Origin of the sequence: Streptomyces sp. NPDC101490, from assembly GCF_044767145.1 — a bacterium.
Taxonomy (GTDB): Bacteria; Actinomycetota; Actinomycetes; order Streptomycetales; family Streptomycetaceae; genus Streptomyces.
In genome coordinates this window covers 59,903-80,938 of sequence record NZ_JBIWNI010000010.1, presented here as the reverse complement: position 1 = coordinate 80,938, position 21,036 = coordinate 59,903, and the positions used below count along the sequence as shown (strand labels likewise).

The 21,036-nt window shown below is 72.4% G+C and carries 16 protein-coding genes; 3 read left to right on the top strand and 13 right to left on the bottom strand.

Annotation, left to right across the window (positions count from 1 at the left end; genetic code table 11):
* Positions 1-43 precede the first annotated feature (43 nt).
* Both ACIRQY_RS20130 and ACIRQY_RS20125 read left to right on the top strand, forming a co-directional pair.
* Positions 44-955 carry an ADP-ribosylglycohydrolase family protein gene (locus tag ACIRQY_RS20130; protein ID WP_403927476.1) on the top strand — a complete coding sequence of 304 codons (912 nt, stop codon included), beginning with the start codon at positions 44-46 and terminating at the stop codon, positions 953-955.
* 1,414 nt (positions 956-2,369) lie between these two features.
* Entirely contained in the window at positions 2,370-3,104 is a 735-nt protein-coding gene (locus tag ACIRQY_RS20125; RefSeq protein WP_403927473.1) for a helix-turn-helix transcriptional regulator, read from the top strand.
* Positions 3,105-3,176: 72 nt separating this feature from the next.
* Here the strand turns inward: ACIRQY_RS20125 and ACIRQY_RS20120 are convergent, their stop codons facing one another.
* From ACIRQY_RS20120 to ACIRQY_RS20095, 6 genes are all read right to left on the bottom strand, one after another.
* The gene (locus ACIRQY_RS20120; protein ID WP_403927471.1) at positions 3,177-3,764 is read right to left on the bottom strand and encodes a flavin reductase family protein; all 588 of its coding nucleotides are present in this window, start codon (positions 3,762-3,764) and stop codon (positions 3,177-3,179) included.
* Positions 3,761-4,219, bottom strand: coding sequence for an acyl-CoA thioesterase (locus ACIRQY_RS20115; protein ID WP_403927469.1), 459 nt, complete (start codon positions 4,217-4,219; stop codon positions 3,761-3,763). The genes ACIRQY_RS20120 and ACIRQY_RS20115 overlap by 4 nt, the downstream gene beginning before the upstream one ends.
* A gap of 77 nt (positions 4,220-4,296) precedes the next feature.
* On the bottom strand, positions 4,297-10,206 hold the full coding sequence (locus ACIRQY_RS20110) for an SDR family NAD(P)-dependent oxidoreductase (protein ID WP_403927466.1): 5,910 nt from the start codon (positions 10,204-10,206) through the stop codon (positions 4,297-4,299).
* The gene (locus ACIRQY_RS20105) at positions 10,203-11,183 is read right to left on the bottom strand and encodes an enediyne biosynthesis protein (RefSeq protein ID WP_403927463.1); all 981 of its coding nucleotides are present in this window, start codon (positions 11,181-11,183) and stop codon (positions 10,203-10,205) included. Before ACIRQY_RS20105 ends, ACIRQY_RS20110 begins: the two co-directional genes overlap by 4 nt.
* Positions 11,180-13,027: a CRTAC1 family protein gene (locus ACIRQY_RS20100; protein WP_403927718.1), complete on the bottom strand. Its 1,848-nt coding sequence runs from the start codon at positions 13,025-13,027 to the stop codon at positions 11,180-11,182. Before ACIRQY_RS20100 ends, ACIRQY_RS20105 begins: the two co-directional genes overlap by 4 nt.
* Before the next feature lie 64 nt (positions 13,028-13,091).
* Positions 13,092-14,063: a DUF1702 family protein gene (locus tag ACIRQY_RS20095; protein ID WP_403927460.1), complete on the bottom strand. Its 972-nt coding sequence runs from the start codon at positions 14,061-14,063 to the stop codon at positions 13,092-13,094.
* A gap of 247 nt (positions 14,064-14,310) precedes the next feature.
* Between ACIRQY_RS20095 and ACIRQY_RS20090 the strand changes: the two genes are divergently transcribed.
* Positions 14,311-15,072: a DUF899 domain-containing protein gene (locus ACIRQY_RS20090; RefSeq protein ID WP_403927457.1), complete on the top strand. Its 762-nt coding sequence runs from the start codon at positions 14,311-14,313 to the stop codon at positions 15,070-15,072.
* A 57-nt stretch (positions 15,073-15,129) separates the two neighbouring features.
* On the opposite strand, the gene ACIRQY_RS20085 is transcribed toward ACIRQY_RS20090, so the two are convergent.
* From ACIRQY_RS20085 to ACIRQY_RS20055, 7 genes are all read right to left on the bottom strand, one after another.
* A complete protein-coding gene (locus ACIRQY_RS20085; RefSeq protein ID WP_403927454.1) occupies positions 15,130-16,221 on the bottom strand; it encodes a ScyD/ScyE family protein in 1,092 nt (363 codons plus the stop codon).
* 16 nt (positions 16,222-16,237) lie between these two features.
* On the bottom strand, positions 16,238-17,035 hold the full coding sequence (locus tag ACIRQY_RS20080) for a class I SAM-dependent DNA methyltransferase (RefSeq protein WP_403927451.1): 798 nt from the start codon (positions 17,033-17,035) through the stop codon (positions 16,238-16,240).
* Positions 17,032-17,766 carry an SDR family oxidoreductase gene (locus ACIRQY_RS20075; RefSeq protein WP_351790369.1) on the bottom strand — a complete coding sequence of 245 codons (735 nt, stop codon included), beginning with the start codon at positions 17,764-17,766 and terminating at the stop codon, positions 17,032-17,034. The genes ACIRQY_RS20080 and ACIRQY_RS20075 overlap by 4 nt, the downstream gene beginning before the upstream one ends.
* 37 nt (positions 17,767-17,803) lie before the next feature.
* Positions 17,804-18,271: an SRPBCC domain-containing protein gene (locus ACIRQY_RS20070; RefSeq protein WP_403927448.1), complete on the bottom strand. Its 468-nt coding sequence runs from the start codon at positions 18,269-18,271 to the stop codon at positions 17,804-17,806.
* A 32-nt stretch (positions 18,272-18,303) separates the two neighbouring features.
* The gene (locus ACIRQY_RS20065; RefSeq protein ID WP_351790366.1) at positions 18,304-18,816 is read right to left on the bottom strand and encodes an SRPBCC family protein; all 513 of its coding nucleotides are present in this window, start codon (positions 18,814-18,816) and stop codon (positions 18,304-18,306) included.
* A gap of 80 nt (positions 18,817-18,896) precedes the next feature.
* Positions 18,897-20,174, bottom strand: a complete 1,278-nt coding sequence (locus ACIRQY_RS20060; protein WP_403927445.1) for an MFS transporter — start codon at positions 20,172-20,174, stop codon at positions 18,897-18,899.
* Positions 20,171-20,605 carry a DUF1428 family protein gene (locus ACIRQY_RS20055; RefSeq protein WP_351790361.1) on the bottom strand — a complete coding sequence of 145 codons (435 nt, stop codon included), beginning with the start codon at positions 20,603-20,605 and terminating at the stop codon, positions 20,171-20,173. Before ACIRQY_RS20055 ends, ACIRQY_RS20060 begins: the two co-directional genes overlap by 4 nt.
* Positions 20,606-21,036 lie beyond the last annotated feature (431 nt).

Sequence of the window (21,036 nt, the reverse complement as noted above, 5' to 3'; positions counted from 1 at the left end):
ATTCCGGGTGCGGGCGACGACACCGTCCGGTGATACTGCTCCGATGATCAACTTTCCTTCCTCCGCGCTGGATTCGCTGTCCGGGCTCGCCTTCGGCGATGCCTTCGGCGACCGCTGGTTCGGGATCCTCCGCCGCGAGGGCACGGCGGCCCTGGAGGCCCGGGTCGTTCCGCCGGAGGCACTCTGGCTGTGGAGCGACGACACCGCCCAGGCGGTCGTCCTCGTCCGTGAACTCGCCGAGGGCGGCGGCGCAGTCGACCAGGACCGGCTCGCCCTGCGGTTCGCCGAGGCGTACGCCGAGGACACGCACCGGGGTTACGGGGCCTCGATGCACGACGTGCTGCGCCGGATCGGGGCGGGCGAGCCGTGGCGGGACGTGGTGGCCGGACAGTTCGGCGGCCAGGGTTCCTGGGGCAACGGAGCGGCCATGCGCGTCGCCCCGCTCGGCGCCTGGCACGCCGACGACCTCGACGTCGTCGCCGAACAGGCCGAACTCCAGAGCACGGTGTCGCACCACCACCCGGAGGCCGTCAGCGGTGCGGTGGCGGTCGCGGTCGCGGCGGCGCTGGCGACCCGCAGCCGGGGCGGACCCGCCCCCGAACGCCCGGACTTCCTCCGGGCGGTCGCCGCGCGGCTCCCCGACGGCGACGTGCGGTCGGGCCTGCGGATCGCGGCCCGGATGCCCGCCCGCACCTCGGTGCGGCACGCGGCGGAGGTCCTGGGCTCGGGCTACCGGATGTCCGGACCGGACACCGTCCCGTACGCCCTGTGGTGCGCGGCCGGGCACCTCGACGACCTGCACGAGGGCCTGTGGTCCACGGTCGCGGGGCACGGCGACATCGATACGACGTGCGCCATCGCGGGCGGGGTGATCGCCGCCCGTACGGGCGTCGCCGGTCTCCCGGGCGCCTGGCACGACGCCCTCGAACCGCTGCCACGGTTCGAGCCTCGGTGACGGCTCCCGTGCCGGGCCCTTTCGCGGGTACTGGCACGGGAGCGTTCGCGGGTCCCGGCACGAGAGCGTTCGCGGGTACCGGCACGGGCCCTTTCACGGGTCCCGGCACGGGAGCGTTCGGCAGCCCTACGGACGGCGGGGCCGTCGTCCTCGGCCTCCCCGGCGCAACGAGGCCCGGACGCCCACGCCCTCTTCCAGGACATGAGCCGCAGGCTCGGTGCGGCGCCCTCGGCGGGCCCTGACCGGGTCCGGCAAGTCCGGCGGGCCGGGGCGCGGTGGAGGTGGCGGCCGTGCCGAACGCGGACCCGCACGGCGCAGGAGCGCGAGACGGCAGGAGACCTCCCGGCGGGCGAGAGCGCACGGAGGCGGGCCGGTTCGCCTGTGGTGTGCGGGCCCCGGGCCGGGGCGCGCGACAGGCGGTGCCGCTCAGAAGCCCTGACGGCCGAGGCGTTCGGACTTCGGACTTCGGACTTCGGACGCGGATCGGTGGCGGGGCGCACCGCGACGCCCGCCCGGGCGCCGTCGAAGAACGCCCCGGCGCGTCGCCCGAGGGTGCCGCAGACGCCCACCGCCTCTGCCTGGTCCGCGAGCAGCCGCTCCGCGAGGACCGTCCGCCGTCCCCCACGTCCCCGTCCCTGGGCCAGGTCCGGGATGCGCTCGCGCGCGGCACGGTCGGCGGGCGGCGACCGCCTCGGGAGACGGGCCCGGGCCACTGCCGCACGTGCGGACGTGGGTGGCGGTCGCGTACGTCTCACCGTCGGTCCCCTTCCGATCCGTTTCCGCTCCACTTCCGGTTCGCTGGGCCTTCCTCGGGACTCCTCCACACATCGTCGATCGCTTCCGTCCCGCTCTCCCGCGGAGCTGTCGTCGGCTCGAACGCCTCGGCCGGGCGAACCACCGGGGCGGGGCGGGCTGTCGGTCGGACCGGAAGAGCCCGGCGGTCCGCTTCGCCTCCCCTTCTCCCCCATCCACCACATCGGTCACTCCTGACACATCGGCACAGAGCCCTCGGGACCTTCCCATCACGGTGATTTCCAGCCGATTTACGACATGCATCGGGGCGAGACGGGCACCGAACATGTCAGAACCAGCCGACGAATAGAGGGCGACCTGTCGCCGTCGATCAGATCCGGTCACGATGTCAGGGGCATTCGAGTGATCACGTCGATGCAGGCCGATGGAGCCGCGATGCGGAGACGGGTATCGGCTGGAAACTCTCCGTCTCTTTCGAGCCGAGGAGCACACCTTCACTCTCTTCTCCCGCCCGTGGACGGCGGGTCGGCCGACCGGCCGTGACCCGGCGCCGGCTCCCGTGCGACCGGCGGACTCCGGCCGTACACCTGCCCGCTCGCACAACTCCTTTGCCCGCGCACCGAGTTCCTCGACGACTGCGATTCCTGATGAGGGAGAGGTTATGGAGACTGCAATTACGCGAGCCGTGGTTCACGTGATCGCCGACATGCACCACAACTTCAGGGAGAACCTGACCATAGACGACATGGCCCAGGTAGCCGGATTCAGCAGATTCCACTTCACCCGGGAGTTCACCCACCTGACGGGGATATCCCCCAGACGTTTCCTCAGAGCCATCCGCTTCGAGGAGGCGAAGCGGCTGCTCTCGGATTCCCGGCTCAACGTGGCGGAGATCAGCCACACCATCGGGTACAGCAGCGTGGGGACCTTCAGCTCGTGCTTCAAGGCCTGTACGGGCATCACCCCGTCCGCGTACCGGCGGCTCCACTCGGCGGACGGCCTCACGGCGGCGGACCGTGGGCAGGACGTCGGCGACCCGCCCGCGCCGACACCGACGCCGCTGCACGGGCACGTGCAGGCGCCCGCCACGGACCGCTCCGGTTTCGTCTTCGTGGGGCTCTTCCCCGGCCCCTTTCCGCAGGGGCACCCGGTGCGCTGCACGGTGCTGCCCCGCCCCGGGGCCTTCGTCCTCGACGATGTGCCGACGGGGAGCTGGCACGTACTGGCGCGCTCCGTGGCACAGGAGGCCCACGGAGGGCGTCGGGCCGGTCCCACACCGGTGGTCGGCGGCTTCGGGCCGATCAGCGCCTCGGCGGACCGCCCGCTGGAGCCGGTCGTGATCCGCTTGCACCGGGCGGACCGGGCCGCCCTCCGTCCCTGCCCGGTGTCCGGCTGACGGCCGCGCCCGGCCCCCGGCCGGTGCACGACCCCCGGCCGACGCACGGCGCGGACCGCCCCGGACCTCGCTTCACCGGGGCGGCGGCACCGTCGGCCGCTGACCCTGCTCCCCGAACCGGCCCCGGAAGAACAGCAGAGCACCCTCGGCCTTCCCCGGCGCCGTGGGCCCGGCATCCGCCACCGGCCGTCGGTGCCAGTCGAGCACCGCGCCGACGACGATCGCGTGATCGCCACCGTCGTACACGCGCCACTTCTCGCATTCGAAGCGGGCCAGCGCACCGTCGATCAGAGGCACCGAGGTGGTGGCCCCCGGGGTCCAGCCCACCGCGTCGAACTGCGGCAGGCCGGCGGGGCGGGAATCGTCGGCGAAGCACCGCGCCACGGCCTCCTGGGAGGCGCTGAGCACCGATACCCCGAAGTGGCGCGCGGGGCGGAGCGTCCGCCGCATGACGGCGTCGTTGTGGACGCAGACGAGCAGCAGCGGCGGGTCGACGGACACGGAGGTGAAGGAGTTCGCCGTCATTCCGCGCGGAGAGGGCCCGCCCACCGTCACCACGGTGACCCCGGTGGCGAACTCCGCGAACGCGCGCCGCAGTTCCCTCCCGTCCGCGTCCCGGCGCACCGGCGACGGGAGGGCGGCCTCGCGCGGGCCGGTCACGCGCTCCACCGGGGCCGTACGAGGGCCGGTGGAGCGTACGGCTCCAGCGCCCGGACCAGGGACTCGGGCACGGGAGTCGGGACCGTGGCCGTGTTGGGCCCCCTCATGCACGCGACCCGCTGTCTGCCCCGGGCGACCAGCCGTTCGGGTCCCGCCGGGTCGAGCCGGACATAGTCGAAGGTGAACTCCAGCTGGGTCTGCCGGAGTTCGGTCAGCCGCATCCTGATGGACAGTTCGTCGAACGCGCCGATCTCGGCGAAGAACTCGCAGTCGACCTTGAGCGTGAACAGCTTGAGGTCCCCGAGGACGTCGGCCAGCACCTCCGGCGCGTGGGCCCTCAGGAACATCTCACGGCATCTCCCCTGCCAGCTGAGGTAGTTGACGTAGTAGACGTTCCCGACGAGGTTGGTCTCCTCGAAGCCGACGACATGCCGGTACTCGAAATGGTCTGCCATGGACACGGTCCTCCGATCCGGGGCGGGGCGCGGCCGACCGCGCGGGCGGGGCGGGAAGCGGGGGCGTGGGGCGGCTGTCACGAGCCCGGCTCCCCCGTGACCAGGACCGCGATCACCACCGGGTCCGCCACGCCCTTGAGCCGGGTCGCCAGGGTCGCGACGCGCAGTCCTCCCGAGGCGAACACCGTCCAGTCCTCGACGGTGCGCGGTGTCAGGGACAGCGGGGCGTGCGTGGTCAGACCGGCCTTCTGCAGGCATTCCAGGGCGCCCCACACGGCGGTGGCCGCGGTGTCGTAGCCGTCCCCCGTCTCCTCGGCGGCCGTCGCGGCCAGTGGCGCGTGCGCGCCCAGGAGCCCCTCCCACTCGGCTGTCGGCCGGGCCACGACGCGTTCGATGTCGCAGCCCACGGCGGCGGCGTCGGCCACCGCGCACAGCGTCCATCCGGCCGTGTGCGAGGCGGACACGGCCCGGCCTCCGGGAAGCTCGGGCCGCCCGTCCGGCCGGTAGGTGACGACGGTGGGTGCGCCCAGCGCGCGGCCCGCGGCCCGCGCCGTCGCCGCACGCCGCCCCTCGCCCTCCGCCGACACCTCGCCCGGCGCCTGTCCCACGTCCGGTTCCAGTGCGACGGCCGCCCGCCGCCCGGTCAGCTCCTCGACGGTCCGTTCCAGGTGGGACGCGAGCAGGGGCGCGGCCCACGGACCGCCGCGGACGCCCTTGCGGACCGCCGTCAGACGCAGCCCCTCCCACCGTTCCACGACACGGCCGTCGGGAGCGCGGGCGGCGACGTCGTAGACGTACGTGTCGCCCTCGCGTTCCCGCTCGACCGCCGCGTAGCGGACCTCCTCGGGCACGTCCGGGCCCGCGGCGAGCGGGTACAGCCGGTCGATGCCGGACGGCAGCAGGGTGGCGTCCGGTACGCACACCTGGTTGCCGTGCATCAGCGCGTCCCGCATCCCGGGATCGGCCAGCAGCAGCCCGCCCGGGAGGTAGGCCGCGAACCACTCCGTCGCTCCGGCGACCGCCAGGTCCGCGTCCACGTGGCGTGCCGAGACTCGGTGGAAGCGGCGCAGTCGCCGGAAGCGGTCGCCCTGGAAGAGCACGTCGCCGTAGAGGTCCGCCGCCGGGTCCAGCAGTACGTCCCCGAGGCCCGGCCCGCACGGCACGGGCGGCCCTTCGGGCACCGGCGCGCCGGAGAACACCAGCCGTGCCCGGAAGTGCTCGGCGACGAATCCGGACTCCTCGGCACGCAGGACGGCCTCCACCGTGTCCGGGCCCGTGACGGTGGCGGCGATGCGCACCCGGGCCGTGCCGTCGGGCGGCACCACCACCGGTCGCGGGAACCGTACGTCCTCCAGGACCGGGACACCGCCCCACCCGGTGGCCGCGGCCGCCACCTGGCACATCGCCTCCATGCCGATCACGGCGGGCAGCAGCAGGTTGCCGTCGAGGAGGTGGTCACCGAGGTAGGGGTCGGTGCCCACGTTCAGCTCGGCCTCCGTGACCAGTTCGACCCCGTGGTAGCGGACCAGGGGTGCGGTGGTGAACCGGTGCAGGGGCAGCGGTGGCCGCTCCCGGCGCAGCGTGTCGACCTCTCCCGTACGGCCGGTGACGACGGCGACCGGCGGGGCGTCGGGGTCCGCGATCAGGCGCAGCAGCACCGCCACGCCCTGTTCCGGGGAGATCGGGGTGATGCCCTCGCGGGCCAGGGACTCGACGACGGACAGCTTCTCGCCCATGCCGACGCCGGACCACACCGACCACTCCACGCAGCGCACGCGGCAGTGCGGCGACGCGTCGGCGAACCGCTCGGCGAGATCGGCGAGCCGCTCGTTGGCGGTGGCGTAGTGGGCCTCGCCGCGCAGTCCGGAACGGCCGATGACGCTGCCGAAGCAGACCAGCAGTCTCAGGGCGCCCGGGTCGACCGCCGCGAGGACGGCGCGCAGCCCGTCGACCTTCGGCGCGAGGGTGCGGTCGAAGTCCGCCATGGTCAGGTCGGCCAGTGCGGCCGGTTCGTTGCGACCGGCGCCGTGCAGCACGGCCGTGACGGGGCCGAGTGCGGCGGTGAGTTCGGCGACCGCCGTACGGACCCGCTCCGGGTCGGTGACGTCGGCGCGGGCGTACCGCACGCGGACGCCCCGGTCCGCCATCCGCCGCAGGTTCGCGGCGAGGTCGGTGTCCAGGGCGGGATCGGACCGGCCCACGACCGCCACCGCGGCCCCGCTCCGGGCGGCCACCTCAAGGGCGCACTCGGCGGTGATCCCCTTGCCGCCCCCGGTCACCAGGAGGACGTCGGAGGGGTCCAGCACCTCGTCGGCGCGCTCGCCGCGTACCGGCAGCGCACGCAGTACGGGTGTCCTGCGGGTCCCGGCCGCGTCGTAGCGCGCCTCCGTGAACCGGGTGGTCGCCGCCACCTCGGCGACGACCCGGCCGACGACTCCGTCCCCGGCCGGGGTGTCCACGACGGTCGTCCGCAGCTGAGGGGCCTCCAGGTGCAGGGACTTGGCGAGAGCGGCCGCGCCGAGTCCTTCCTGGACCAGGACGAACCGGCGTCCGGCGCCCTTGAGTGCCCCGCGCGCGCCGTCGAGGACCAGTGCCAGCCGGTCACGGGGGCATCGCGGCGGAAGGCACACGAGGACGCCGGGCCCCACCCGGGCGCTCTCCAGGGCGCTGCGCAGCGCCTCGGCGAACGGGTGGGTGTCCTCCGCGAACACCTCCCAGGCGCCGTCCTCGGGTTCGGCCCGGACCGGTGGCGGCGGCTCCTCGTCCAGGTCCACGGCGAAGGCCCGCACCCAGGGGGCCGCGCCGAGGACGGCAGGCGTCGTGACCGTACCGCCGTCCCGGTGGGTCTCCGCCAAGGACTCCAGGGCCGCGCCGAGTTCGGCGAGGGTGGCGGTGGCGAAGTTGGCCGGGGCGTGGGCCGTGTCCAGACCGAGGCGGGTGGCCGCCTGGTTGACGATCTGCCCCACGGTGATGGAGCTCATGTGCAGGTCGTCCAGGAGACTGCAGTCGTCCCGCACCAGGTCCCATGGGAGTTCGGCCCGCTCCGCCACCAGCTCGCGCAGCACCTCCACGGCCGGCTTCGCGTCCTTCCGACGCTCGCCGTCCTCCGGTTCGCCGTCGCTCCCGGCCGTCCCGCCGTCCCCGGTGGCGCGCGCGTCCCCGCCGACGGGCGGCTCCTCGCTCCCGGCCGACCGCGCGGGGCCGCCCTGCCGGTCGGCCCACGGTCCCGGCGACGGGAGCGACGGGAGCGCCGACAGCCCGTCCGGCGCGACGTTCTCGCAGGGGCTCGCCAGGAAGTCGAACTCGGCGTCGAGGTCCAGGGGCCGGGTGAGCCGGTCCGCGAACAGCCGCTCGTGCATCAGCGGAGCGCCGATCACGTACGCGGCCCCGACGACCCGGAGCAGGCCGCGCAGGGATTCCTCGTCCGTGTCCAGCGCGACGGACGGCACGCCGGTCGCCCCGGTGGCGAGCGTGGAGAGCACCCGGCCGGGACCGACCTCGACGAACAGGTCGACGTCCCGGGCCGCCGCCTCCACCGCCGGGGCGAAGAGCACCGGATCGGTGATCTGGCGGTGCAGCAGCTTGCACACGTCGGTGTCCTCGGCCAGCTCACGCCCGGTCACGGTGGACAGCACCCTGCCCCGCACCGGCCCGAACCGGGTGTCGGCCAGCCAGCTCCCGAACACGTCGGCGGCGGGTGCGACCAGCGGGGAGTGGAAGGCGTGCGACACGGCCAGCCGCGTACCTCCGACGCCCGCTCGGGCCGCCCGTTCCAGCAGGGCGACCACGGCCTCGTCCCGCCCGGCGACGACCGTCCGCTCGGGACCGTTGTATCCGGCGACGACCACGTCGAGGCCGTCCGTGAGCCCCCGCACCCGCTCGGGGGCAGCCGACAGGGAGGCCATGGCACCGCCCGGCTCGGCGTGCGCGGCCATGGCCGCGCCGCGCACCCGGGCCGCCTCCGAGAGGCCCGCCTCGTCGAGGGCTCCCGCCCAGTGCAGGGCGGAGAGTTCCCCCAGGCTGTGTCCGAGCGACACCTCGGCCTCCACACCGAGCCAGTCCAGGACGCGCAGTCCGGCGGCGGTCGCGGTGACGATCCTCGGCTGGGCCACGTCGGTCGCCACCGGGTCGCCGTCGGTGGGCGGCCCGGCCCGCTCGTAGACGTCGGCGGCCTGGGCGAAGCGGCGGCGGAGCGCGCCGCCGTCGGTGCCCCGGCCGGAACCCTGGCCGGGGAAGAGGAAGCCGATGCGCCCGCCCTCGTCTCCCGCGCGTCCGGCGAACGCCCGCTCGTCGAACGCGACCAGCGGGCCCGCGTCCCGCTCCAGCGCGTCGGTCAGCTGTCGCAGCCGTCGTTCCGCGTCGTCCGGGGAGGACACCACCACGGCGGCGCGCCAGGGAAGTTCCCGCAGATCGCGCTGGAGCGTGTGGGCCAGGTCGGCGAGTTGGGCGTAGGAGAGCCGGGGTACGAGACCGGCCACCCGCGTCAGGCGGTCCCGCAGCGCGGCCGGTGAGTCACCGTCCAGGAGCAGCAGTTCGCAGTCCTGGAGGGAACCGGCCAGGGCCAGGTGGCGCCGGCTGGGCGGCCGGTGGCGCGGGGGCGTCTCCTTGTCGAGGACGACATGGGTGTTGATGCCGCCGAAGCCCATCGCGGTGATCCCGGCGCGCAGCGGCATGTCCCGTGGCCACGGCTCGGCGGTGCGCAGCGTGCGGAGTCTCGCTCCGGGGCCGCTGAGTGCTTCGTGCGGTTCGACGCAGCCGATGGTGGGGGGCAGCAGGCCCGTGTCGACGGCCATCACGGCCTTGATGAGGCCGGCGATCCCGGCGGCGGCCTTGGTGTGTCCGATCATGGCCTTGACCGAGCCGATGGCGGCGGTCGGCGCGTGGGGGTCGGCCGCCGCGCGGGCCTCGGTGAGCGCGCCGAGTTCGTTGGCGTCGCCCACCGGGGTGCCGGTGCCGTGTCCCTCGAAGAACGGCACCGTCTCGATCCCGAACCCGGCCCGTTCGTAGGCCCGTGCCAGGGCGAGCCGGTAGCCGCCCGGCTCGGGGCGGGTGATGCTCCCCTGGCCGTCCGAGGAGATGCCCCAGCCCGCGATCGTCGTGTAGACGCGCAGGCCGGCCGCGCGGGCGTCCTCCTCGCGCATCAGCACGACCATGCCGCAGCCCTCGCCGGGCCAGAACCCGTTGGAGCCCCGGTCGTACACGCGCATCTCGGAGCGGGCGAGGGCGCCGGTCTTGGCGAACCCGATGATCTCGAACGGGTCGATGGACAGGTCGACACCACCGGCGACCGCGACGTCGAGGTCTCCGTTGAGCACGGAGCCCGCGGCGGTGGTGACCGACAGCAGGGAGGAGGAGCAGGCGCCGTCGACGCTGTAGCCGCCGCCGCCCAGCCCGAAGTGGTTGCAGACGCGGCCCGCGATGGTGTTCGACAGGGCGCCCGCGAGCGAGTCCTCGTCGATGGCGGGGAAGGGCTGTTTGTAGGACTTCTCCACGCCGTCGAGGAAGGCGGCGAGCCGGTCGTCGTCCCAGCCCTGGCCGCGCAGCGCCGCCGCGAGCACCCGGCGGACGTACGGCCAGCGCAGGCGCATTCCGGCCGCCCGGGTGAACTCGCCGGTGAGGGTGTTGCCGACGACGACACCGGTACGGGCCCGTGGCAGTCCGCCGCCCTCGGGGAACCCGGCGTCGGCCAGGGCGCGGCCGGCGGTCTCCAGGGCGAGCCAGTGCGTGAGGTCGGTGGAGCGGTAGGTGCTGCCGGAGATCCGGTGGGCGACGCGGTCGAAGGCGTAGCCTTCCAGTACGGCGGCCGTACGCGCGTAGAACCGGTCGGGGGCGGTCGGGTCGGGGTCCCAGTAGTCCTCCAGGCGCATCCGTACGTCGGGGATGCGGCGGAAGGCACGTCGGCCGGCGACCGCGTTCTCCCACAGTTCGCGGGGGCTCGCCGCGTCGGGGAAGCGGCAGGCCATGCCGACGATCGCCACGCGGGTCATGCCGCCACCGGTTCCTTCCCGGTCTCGGAGGAGGCGTCCTCGGCACTGGCGGCCGGTGTCCGCGCCGGGCCCGCCGTCTCCTCGGCGGCGCGCAGGTGCACCAGCCAGAGGTAGCAGCCTCGGACCAGGCAGACCACGGCGGTGGCGAAGAACAGTCCGTACGCGATGCCCGCGGCGGTGAGGACGCCGTACGTGAGGGCGACGCCGCCGCCGAAGGCGAACTGGGCGACGGGCCGTGACGGCGTGGTGCCGGGGTCGGTGACCATGTAGTTCGTGAACAGGACGAAGGCGACGCCGGTCATCATGCCCAGGGCGGGCGGGATCGCGGTGTCGAAGAGCACTCCCCGGAGCACGGCCTGGACGACGAAGACGCTCAGCAGCCCCCCGATCAGCCACATCCGTCCGGTGAGCTTCGCGTTGATCATGGTGCCCAGGACGACGATCACCGCGGGGATGATCCAGTCGACGGGGCCGTCGACGTACTCCGTGAACTGGTACGGAGGGGCGATGCTGGCCCAGGGGAACAGCAGCAGCACCACCGCGATGCCGAAGTTCGACGGGTTCATGAAGTGGCGTTGCCTGCCGCGTACGGGTGCGCGCAGGACCCATTTGGTGGCGACCGCGACGACGACGCCGAAGACCATCACCCACAGCCGGTCGTTGACGTAGAGCAGCATGTTGACGGCGAGGGCGGTGATGTGGCTGGGGTAGAGGAACTCCAGGACGCCTTTCGCCCCGCCCCCGGCGTAGCGCGGTCCGCGTCCCTCGACCTTGGCGCCGACGTACTCCAGGACCGTCTCGACGGCGTAGCCGACGACGACCGCGATCAAGGGCCACAGCCAGGGCTGTTCGAATCCGAGCAGGGTGTAGCCGGCGATGTTGAGGATCGTGATCGAGATGGCGAAGCGGCGCAGCGCCGTGACGATCTTCGGGTCGTGCCGTCGGGGTGCGAGGGGGGCCTCGGTCATCTCCGTCACTTCTCCTTGACGTCGGAGGAAAGCTCCAGCGCGTGCCGGCCGGGGGCCAGCCTCAGCTCCTTCTCGTGGGTCTGGCCGGAGCGGTCGCGCCACTTCAGCCGTACCTGTACGGGCGTGTCGCCCTGCTCGCCGAGACCGATGTGCACCTCGTGGCTGCGCTTGCCGGAGTGTCCGCCGCCCCCGTCGACCCGGCTGATCCGCCGGGTGCCGTCGGCCAGGGTCACGGTCACCTGGGCGTCGACGACCGGTGATCCGGAGGGGTGGGTCAGTTTCAGGCCCAGGAAGTCGCCGGTGGCGGGGCTGTCGTTCTGGTAGAAGGCGGGCTCGCCCCACTGCCGTGCCACCGCCAGGTCGAGCCTGCCGTCCCCGTTCGCGTCCCCGACGGCGAGGCCGCGGGTGGGGACGGGCACGGCCAGGCCGAGCCGGTCGGACAGGTTGGCGTAGCTTCCGTCCGGGGTTCGGGCGAAGAACCGCATGGTCTGGTCACCGGCCAGGTCGTCGCCCTTCCTGACGTGGGGCCACCAGTAGGGGTCGGCGACCAGCCCGTCGTTGGCGGTGGCCAGTTCCTGGAGCTGGGCCCATCGGTTGTTGCGGCCCTTGACGAAGCCGGTGGCCTGGGTGATCTCCAGTCGGCTGTCGTTGTCGAAGTCGCCCATCTTCACGTCCCAGCCCCAGCCCGACCAGGCGAGACCGAGGGGAGCGCTGCGGTCCACGTACGGCGCTTCGCCCCTGCTCATCCGGGCGCGCACGTCGTCCACGCCGTCGGCGGTGCTCAGGAAGGCGAAGTTGCTCTCCTGCAGCCCGAACGAGGTGGTGATGTTGGAGACGAACATGTCGAAGAGACCGTCCTGGTCGAGGTCCCCGAAGTCGATCCCCATGCCCTTGAAGGAACTGGCGCCGACGCGCTTGGACTTGGGGACCAGCGGGCTGTGCGCGCCCTTCACCTCGGCGAACCTGATCTCGCCGGGCTTCGACCTGTTGTGCAGCATGCGCGAGGTCCCGAAGTCGTGGGCGACGTACAGCTCGGGCAGGTGGTCGCCGTCGAGGTCCGTGGCGGCGGCGCCCAGCGTCCAGCCGACGCGCATGTCACGGGGCATGACGTTCTCGGCGCGCACGAATCCCTTCGCGGTCCACCGCAGGATGTGGTCCTCGCCGCCGTTGAGGGCGTTGGACAGCGAGTCGTTCATGACCACGCCGCCCCGCACGGAGGGGTCGAGGACGGGGCTGTCGGGGAAGTAGTTGCCGATGAAGACGTCCTCGTGGCCGTCGCCGTCGAAGTCCGCGACGGTCACCGCGTTGCTGTGCCACCGGGGGCCCGTGTACCGCGCCCGCCCGACGTCGGCGACCAGTTCGACGGGCTCGAAGGCGGCGGCGGTCATGGTGTCCTGGCCGGTCCTGGCCTGGAAGACGACCGGGGTGCGCCCCCAGTAGTAGACGAGGAGGTCGATGCGCCCGTCCTCGTTGAAGTCACCGGCGACACAGCCCATCGGGGCCATCTTGTCGTCCATGGGCAGCGGGGCGGGGTCGAGGGCGAACGGCGCGTAGCGGTCGCCCCGTTCGTCGGGCACGGGCGTCATGACGACCTGGTCGATCCGGGGGTCCGTGACGCACAGGTCGTTGTCGAGGCCGTCGCCGTCGACGTCGTTCATGGCGATCCCGGCGCCCACCGAGGAGATCCACGCCTCGATGTGCTGGTAGTCCTTGTTGACCCGGCGGATCTCCTGCTGGTCGAAACCGGCGGGCATGGCGATGGTCTTGGGGGTGAACGCGAAGGAGTCCGCCAGCTCGGCCGTCTGCGCGGCGGACGGTGACGCCGGGCGGACCACCACGTAGGTGACCGCCATGAGCAGGACGGCGATGATTCCCGGGAGCTTGGGATAGAGCCTGGATCGCGTGGTCGTCACGGGGCTAGGACCCTCCTTCGGAAACGAGTGCTCCGGCTATGCGCTGCCGCCATGTCTCGTACGCGGGCATGTCCACGCGGTCGGGCTCGGTGGGCCGCAGTTCCCGGCAGACACGGGCCGCGCCCTGGGCGTCCAGGCCGCACAGCACCTCGGTGGCGAGTTCGGTGTGCTCCACCGTCAGACCGGCCCGCTCCCGCGCCTCGGCGGCGAACGCCGAGCCCTGCAGCAGCTGCGGCCGGTACTCCCCCGCGCTCTCCCGCAGGCGGGTCAGCTCGTCCGCGTCGGCGCCGCCCGCGTAGGTCGCGGCCAGGCCGACCCCACCGAACAGGTCACCCCGTCGCGCCGGGGGGAAGCCGCCGACCAGGGCGAGGACCGCGTCGACGTCGGTGCCGCCGACGAACCACAGTGCCCGGCCGATCCCCTGGTCCACCGCGCGGTGCGCGTACGAGGCGGGGTCCCGCGGCCACGCCAGTCTCGGGTCGCGGTGGTGCCGGTGGACATAGCGGTCGGTGTGGAAGTACGCCTGGTGGAAGCCGTATCCGTCGAGGACGAGCCATCTCAGGAGCGGGTCCGCGCCCGACGTGTCCGGGCGCAGCATCCGGGGCAGCCGGGCCATGGCCCAGCCGAGCCCCACGTAGGCCATGTACGCGTGGGCGGCGCCGCGTCCGGCCAGCAGCCCGCTCAGGCGTTGCCCCTTGCTGCCGGGCAGCGCGTCCAGGACGGAGCAGGCCATGGCCGCGCCCTCATAGGCGAAACCCCGGAACTGCCGTGGAATGCGGTCCAGTTGCGACTCCGCGGTGCGCTGATCGGGTGCCTCGACGATCTGCCCGTATCCTTCGAGGAAGGTGTGCCCGATGGTTTCGAGCAGTTCCTGTGCCGTCGCGTTCTTCCTGCGGAATCCGCGCACTTCCAGACTGGTGCTGGAGGACGCGGGGGTCAGTATGCGGCGCCGGAGCGCACGTAATCCAGCCGTCACCGTGCGGTATCCCCTCGTCAAGTGATTCGGGTTGTACTGCAAAGCCATGCCGAATGTACCGGGCACTTACGGGCCGTTGTCCACTCGAAATGTGCGCTCCCCCATTCCGGTTGCGTGCGACGGTTCGCGGGAACGTGAATCCGGCGCTCGGCGCGGGCTCGAATGGGCGCGCGCCGTCCGCTGCGGCCCGCCCCCTTCCGGTAGGGTTCCGAGTGCTGGGAAGGCACGGCGAAGGCGAGGCCCGGAAATGAACGTTCCTGCGATTGTGTCGAGGGAAGAGTGGTTAGCGGCCCGGAAGGAACTGCTGGCCAGAGAGAAGGAGTTCGACCGGGAACGGGACGCGCTCAGCGCGCGGCGCCGGGCCCTGCCGATGGTCGAGATCACCGAGCCGTACGTCTTCGACGGCCCGGACGGCCCGGCGGACCTCGTCGACCTGTTCGACGGCCGCAGGCAACTCATCGTGTACCACTTCATGTTGGACCCCGACTGGGACGCGGGCTGCACCGGCTGCTCGCTCCTCGCCGACAACGTCGGGCACCTGGCGCATCTGCACGCGGCCGGGACGTCTTTCGCCGTGGTCTCGCGCGCGCCGCTCGCGAACATCACGAAATTCCGTGAACGCATGGGGTGGACCTTTCCCTGGTTCTCCTCCCACGGCACGTCGTTCAACTACGATTTCCACGTCACCATGGATGAATCCGTGGCCCCCGTCCTCTTCAACTTCCGTACGAAGGACGAACTCCAGGAAGCCGGAATCGGATCCTGGGCCCTGAGCGGTGAACAGCACGGTCTGAGTGTCTTCCTCCGCGAGGGCGGCCGCGTTTTCCACACCTACTCGACGTACTCGCGTGGCACCGATCTCCTCAACGGCTCCTTCAATTACCTGGACCTGACTCCTCTGGGGCGCCAGGAGGAGGCCGGGATCATGAACTGGGTGCGTCATCACGACGACTACGGGGACCGTGACGGCCGGGTCGGGGACGACGGCTGCGGCCACTGCGGAACCTGACACGGGCCGGGCCAGGGGCCGTCGCGCACGCCTCGGGCGTCCCCGACGGCCCCCTGTTCACGACCGGCCCGGGCGCAGCCGCAGGAGCTGCCCGTTCGCCTCCCCGAGCGAGGTCGTGCGGTTGGTCAGGTAGATGTCGCCGTTCGGAGCGACGGTGACCCCGCCGGGGTGCTCCAGGCCCTCGCGGGCCAGGACCGTGCGCCGGCCGTCGTGTTCGACGCGCACCAGCCGACCGGTCCGGTCGGGCGAGTCGAAGCCGCGCTCGGCCAGTTCGAGCACCAGCATCCGCCCCTGGCGGTCGAAGGCGAGGTCGATGACGCCGGTGAACCCGCTCGTCACGACGGTCGGTGTCTTCCCGGGCACCAGGCGCCAGATCCGGGCCTTCCCGATCCGCGTCGGCTCGCCGCCGTACTCACTGATGTAGAAGGCGCCGTCGGGCCCCCGCACGATGGTGGTCGGCACCGCCTCGGACGGGCTGCCGTCGACGATCTGGTCGGGCAGCAGGGCGACCATGCGGACCGCACCGCTGTCGGACACCATGAGGATGTCGTTGCCTCCGGCCTCCGCCACCAGGGTGCCGCCGGGCACGCGTGCGATCCCGTACGCGTTGGCGTTGACGTCCGCCTGGTGCGGGTTGTGCCGCTCCTCGAAGGCAAGGAGGTCCCCGACCGGGCGGAGCCTGCCGTCCCGGCCGATGACGCCGGTCTGCGCGAGACCGCGCGCCGCCGTGCCCAGACCGTCGCGCGTGGACATCTGTCCGCCGAGGCCGAAGACCACGGAGATGCGCCCGTGGCTCGCGTCGATGTCGTGCAGGCCGAGCACACTGAACTCGTTGATCACCGAGGGCAGTCCGGTGGCGATCCGTTCGGTCCTGCCGCTGCCCGGGGTGTACGAGGTGATGGCCCCGCTGGCGCCGAAGCAGGCGGGGTAGCCTCCCACGCCGGGCGCGCACGGGGCGGGTCCGCCCCTGCCCGCCTCGGTGACCAGGACGCGCCCCGCGTGGGCGTCCCAGGTGAGCCCGCGCGGGGTCACCAGGTTCTCCGCGACCACGTCGAGGCGCGTGTCCGACGCGGCCTGCGAGGCGGCGGCGGTCATCAGTCCGCAGAGCACGGCGGTGGCGAGCGTGGCGGTGTACAGACGGCGCAGCATCAAAGCCCCCTGGGCGTCATCGTGGAAGGGACCCGGTCGTGAGGCGGGCGGTCCAGGTCTCCCGCCGGGTGGCGTCGGTCACGGCGCGTTCCGTGTAGTTGTCCGAGACGGCGAGGTCGGTGAACCCGGCGCCGCGCAGCGCGTTCTCGACCTCGTCATGGGTGAAGCAGCGCTGCGGGTGCCGCTCGACCGATCTCCGGTACAGCTCCCCCTCGGGCACGAACAGCGACACGAGGTACTCGTACGAGGACGTGTCCGGTTCGTGCCGGGTGTTCCACAGGTAGGCGAAGTCGCCGAAGTCCTCGCCGAACTCGCCGAGGGCGGCGATGGCTTCGAAGCTCAGCCGGGTGCTCAGGTCGAACAGGAGCAGGCCGCCGGGCCGGAGCGTCCGGGCGAGCTGGTCGAGGGTGGTGGCCAGTGCGCCGTCGCCCGCCAGGTAGTTCGCCCCGTCGAAGCAGATGAGGACCGCGTCGAAGGGGCCCAGCGCCGAGATCCGTTCGTCCGGCAGGGCGAGGCACAGCAGTTCGGTCCCGGGGGCGGTGCGCGCGCGGGCGATGTCCAGCATCTGCTCGGACGCGTCGACCCCGGTGACCTCGTAGCCGTGCTCCTGGAGGGTCCGTATCCCCATGCCGGTGCCGCAGCAGACGTCGAGGATGGTCCGCACCGCGAATCCGGCCTCGTGGAATCGTTTCTCCGTGAAGGCGATCCACTGGTCGTACGGGATGCGGTCCGCGGCCATCCACTGGTCGTAGACCCGGGCGAGCGCACTGTACGGGGCCCCGTACCCGCTCTCCGCGCCCGGCCGGGGGCTCATTCGGTGTCCCAGGGCCCGGACTGTGCCAGATACCGTCGGCCGGAGACCTCGCGGGACGACACCTCCGCGAGCCACTTCCAGAACGGCAGGGTCACGTCCGGCGCGGGCACGGTCGACAGGTCGAAACCGGGCTCGGCCTCGGCGTAGCCGCGGGTGCGCATCCCGCCCGGGTCGACGGAGGTGACGCCCACACCGGTGTCGGCCAGCTCCGCCGCGATGATCCGCGACGCCTGGTCGAGCGCCGCCTTGCTGGCCCCGTAGATGCCCGCGCACGGGAACACGTCCACGGCCGCCTCGCTGGACACGTTGACCACCAGACCGTCGGTCTCCCGCAGCAGGGGCAGCGCGAGCTGCGCCAGCGCCACGGGGGCGACCACATTGGTACGGAGCACCTTCTCGAACACGTCCACGGGGTGGTCGAGGAGCGGCCGGATGGGGCTGACCCCCATCTGGGAGGCGTTGTTCACCAGCCAGTCGAGGCGCCCGAGTGCGCTGGCCTCCGTAATCAGCCGCGCTCGGTGCGCGGCCTCGCCGACGTCCCCCGCCACCGCGCGGACGACGACGCCCCGGCCGGTGAGCCGCGTGGCGACCGCCGTCAGGTCGCTCTCGGTGCGCGCGGTGAGGACGAGTCGCCAGCCGGCATCGCCGAGGAACTCGGCGAGGGTCTCGCCGAGCCCGGTACTCGCGCCGGTGATCAGGGCGACGCGCGAGGGTCTGAGCGGGTTCGTCATGGAACATCAGCTCCTGTGTCGGCGGGAGGGTGCCCGCTCAGGTGGACAGACGGATTCCGTGTTCGGCGTAGCAGCGGACGAGGGTGAGGGCCTCGCCCCATCCGGGCGCGCGGTCCCCGAACCGGGCGAGCCCGTCGGTGGTCTGCGGCAGCCCGGTCTCCAGCACCGTGAGCCGGGTTCCCTCGGGGTGCGCGGCGGTGGTGAAGGTGACCAGCGAGGGCGGCGAGCCCCAGGTGAAGGCGAAGCGCTCGCCCGGGACGCACTCCGTGACCACCCCTTCGTCGGTGACGTCCCCGCCGTCCTCGCTCGGGCGACGCCAGAGCAGACGCACCGGGCTGCCCACGGACGGCTCGAAGACCGAGCCGTCGGTGAACCAGGTGTCCCAGCCCGTGCCGCTGGACAGGAGGGCGAACACGTCCCGGGGGTCCGCGCGGACCAGGGTGGAGTGCAGGATGTCGGGGACCGGGACGGCCTCCCGGCCGCCGCTCGCTCCGGCGCTGCTCATGCGGTGCTCTCCCCTCGGCCCGTTTCGTGGGCTCAGTCGACGGCGACAGCGGCGTACACCGGCATCAGTTCCATCCAGCGCGCGTCGGAGTCCGCCACACCGGGCTTTCCGGTGAGGTGCGCTTCCAGGTTGTCGGTGTACATGTGCCAGCCCGCCGCGTAGTCGACCGGGTCGGCCTCCGGTCCGAATCCGGTGTGTTCCAGGATCAGCCGGGTGCCGTCGTCGTCCGTGGGCGACAGGGCCAGGGACAGCTCGGAGTCGGTCTCGCCGGTGTAGCGCCAGGTCACCCGCAGCCGCGCGGGCGGCTCCCAGGCGAGGACGCGGCAGACGATGGTGTCCCCGTGCGCGCCGCGTCCTTCGAGGACGTACTCCTCCCCCGGCCCCGGCACGCCGAGAAGGACCGGGCCGAACCAGTGGGGCAGCAGGTCCGGTTCGGTCAGGGCCCGCCACACCTCGGCGGGCGCCGCCTCGATGACCCGGTCCAGCCGGGCCGTGCGTGCGGTGCGCGAGGCCGTTCCGAGGGCGCTGAGCGATCCACTCATCATGAACTCCGCTTCTGTGCGTGGACGGGGGCGGGCGGTGCGCGGGGCCGGACGTGAGGAGGAGGTACGCGAAGGGGAGGAGGTCAGGGCCTGGCGGTGACCTCGGTCTCCTCGGGTTCGGTCGGCTCGGCCGCGCGGTCGGCCTCGGCGACCGGGCGGCCGAGGGCGAGCACGCCGATCCCGACGCCCGCGAGGACGACGATCACCATGGCGGTGTTCAGCGAGGTGGCGTCGGAGAGCCAGCCGTAGGCGGTCGGCGTCCCGATGAAGGCGGCGTACGCGGGCACCATCATGGCCGCCGCGACGATGTTGACCCGGCTCGGCGCCACCCGGGCGGCGGCGCTGAGGCAGGTGGGCTGTACTCCGGCGATGGCGATGCCCATCAGGAGGAAGGCGAAGACGGACAGCCACAGATGGGTGCCGGCCATCAGCAGCGCCCCGGAGATCGCGGTCCCGACCGCGGAGATCAGGAAGGACTTGCGGATGCCGAGCGCGGCGACCAGACCGGCGTTGATCATCCGTCCGATCATCATCGTGAGGCTGAACAGGGCGAACGCCGCGCCGCCGTAGACGATGGGGGCGTTGAGGAGCTGGTCGACGTAGATCACCGACCAGACCTGCACGATGCTCTCGACCGCGATGCCGAGCACGGTCATCACGAAGACCACGCGGAACAGCGGATTGCGCATCAGCTTGAAGATGCCGATGTCGTCCTCGGCCGCCACTCCGCCCGGCGCCTCCTCGGGCTCCTCCGGGGTCACCGGCGGGTACCTGATCGCGAACGAGGCGATGAGCACGGGCGCCATGACGGCGGCGAACAGCACGGCGACCCAGCGGTAGTCCATGCCGAGGCTGATCAGGGCGCCCGCGCCGAGGGCGCTGATGACCGTGCCGCCGCTGTTGATCGCGTACATCATGTTCATCACTTCGCGGCCGCCGCGGGCCTGGATCTCCATGAACACGCTGTTGGTGGCGGTGTCGACCAGCGCGGACCCCAGACCGGCGAGGACGAAGGCCACGAGGAGGGCCACGAAGTGCCGGCTCACGGCCAGCATCACCAGGAGCCCGATGAGGGAGAGCTGGCCGTAGATGCCGATGTGGCGGTGGTCGAGGTGGCGGTAGAGCCGCTTGGCCGACAGCAGGGTCAGCAGGCCGACGACCGGCAGGAGCAGATGGGCGGTGCCGAAGAACCCGTCACTCAGGTCGAGTGAGCGGATGACCTCCGCCCAGGCGACCGTCATGACGCCGATGGCGATGCCGAACATGAAGAACTGGGCGCCGGACAGCCAGGTGACGGCCCGTAAGTTCCATGAGGGCTCGGCGGCCGCCGGCTCGTTCCCGCTCTGTCGTTCAGTCGTCACGCTGTCTCCCGGTGTGCCGGATGCCATTGCCTGTGCGGAGTCCGCCGGTACCGGGCGTGCTCCTCGGTGTTCAACAGCTCGTACACCGTGCTGAATTCGGCGCGCAGAATCCGCGAGATGTCGACCGTCCGCACGAGCTTCTCGTAGAGGTCCATCAGCTCGGGGTCGGCGTCGACCCTCGGCATGACCTCGTCGTAGTGCGTACGGTCGTGGAAGTAGGTGAGTTCGGCGTAGAGCACCTCGTCCGGTGCCACGTCGACCCCGGAGGCGATGTCCGAGCAGCCGTACTTGGCCGCCGGGTCGCTGACCTCCATCACGGTTCCGCCGATGGCGCCGTTCCGCCGGAAGACCTCGATGGCGTCGTGGACGACGGTGAGGAATTCCTCTTCGCGCGATCTGGGCACTCGATGCAGGAACCAGATGAGATACACGAGAATCCACCATTCCAGCGAGATTGAGCCCCGGAAAAGGGGGCCTGCGAATCGAGCTGACCGTGCGGAGGCTATAGGATTGCATAGTAACTTGGCAAGATCCGCGCAGATACTCCGCCCCTTGTCACGGCGGCACGACCACGACGGACCGACAACTCGGGTCGAAGCGGTGCGACCGCGCGGCCCGGACCCGCGGTACGGCCGAGGCCCCCGCCCCCGTACGAGGACCCGACTCCGCGAGCACCGGCCGCCGGAACCCCCGGGGTTCCGGATCCTCTCCCAACCACCATGCGGAGCAGCCGGGATGACGCGAAAGGGACCTTGCCGGAAACCCCGGCGACGACGCCCGCCCGGGTGGACTCCGCCTACGTCCCGCCCCACACGTCCGACCCCACGACCACGCCCGCGGCGCCCTTCCGGCGCTCATCGGC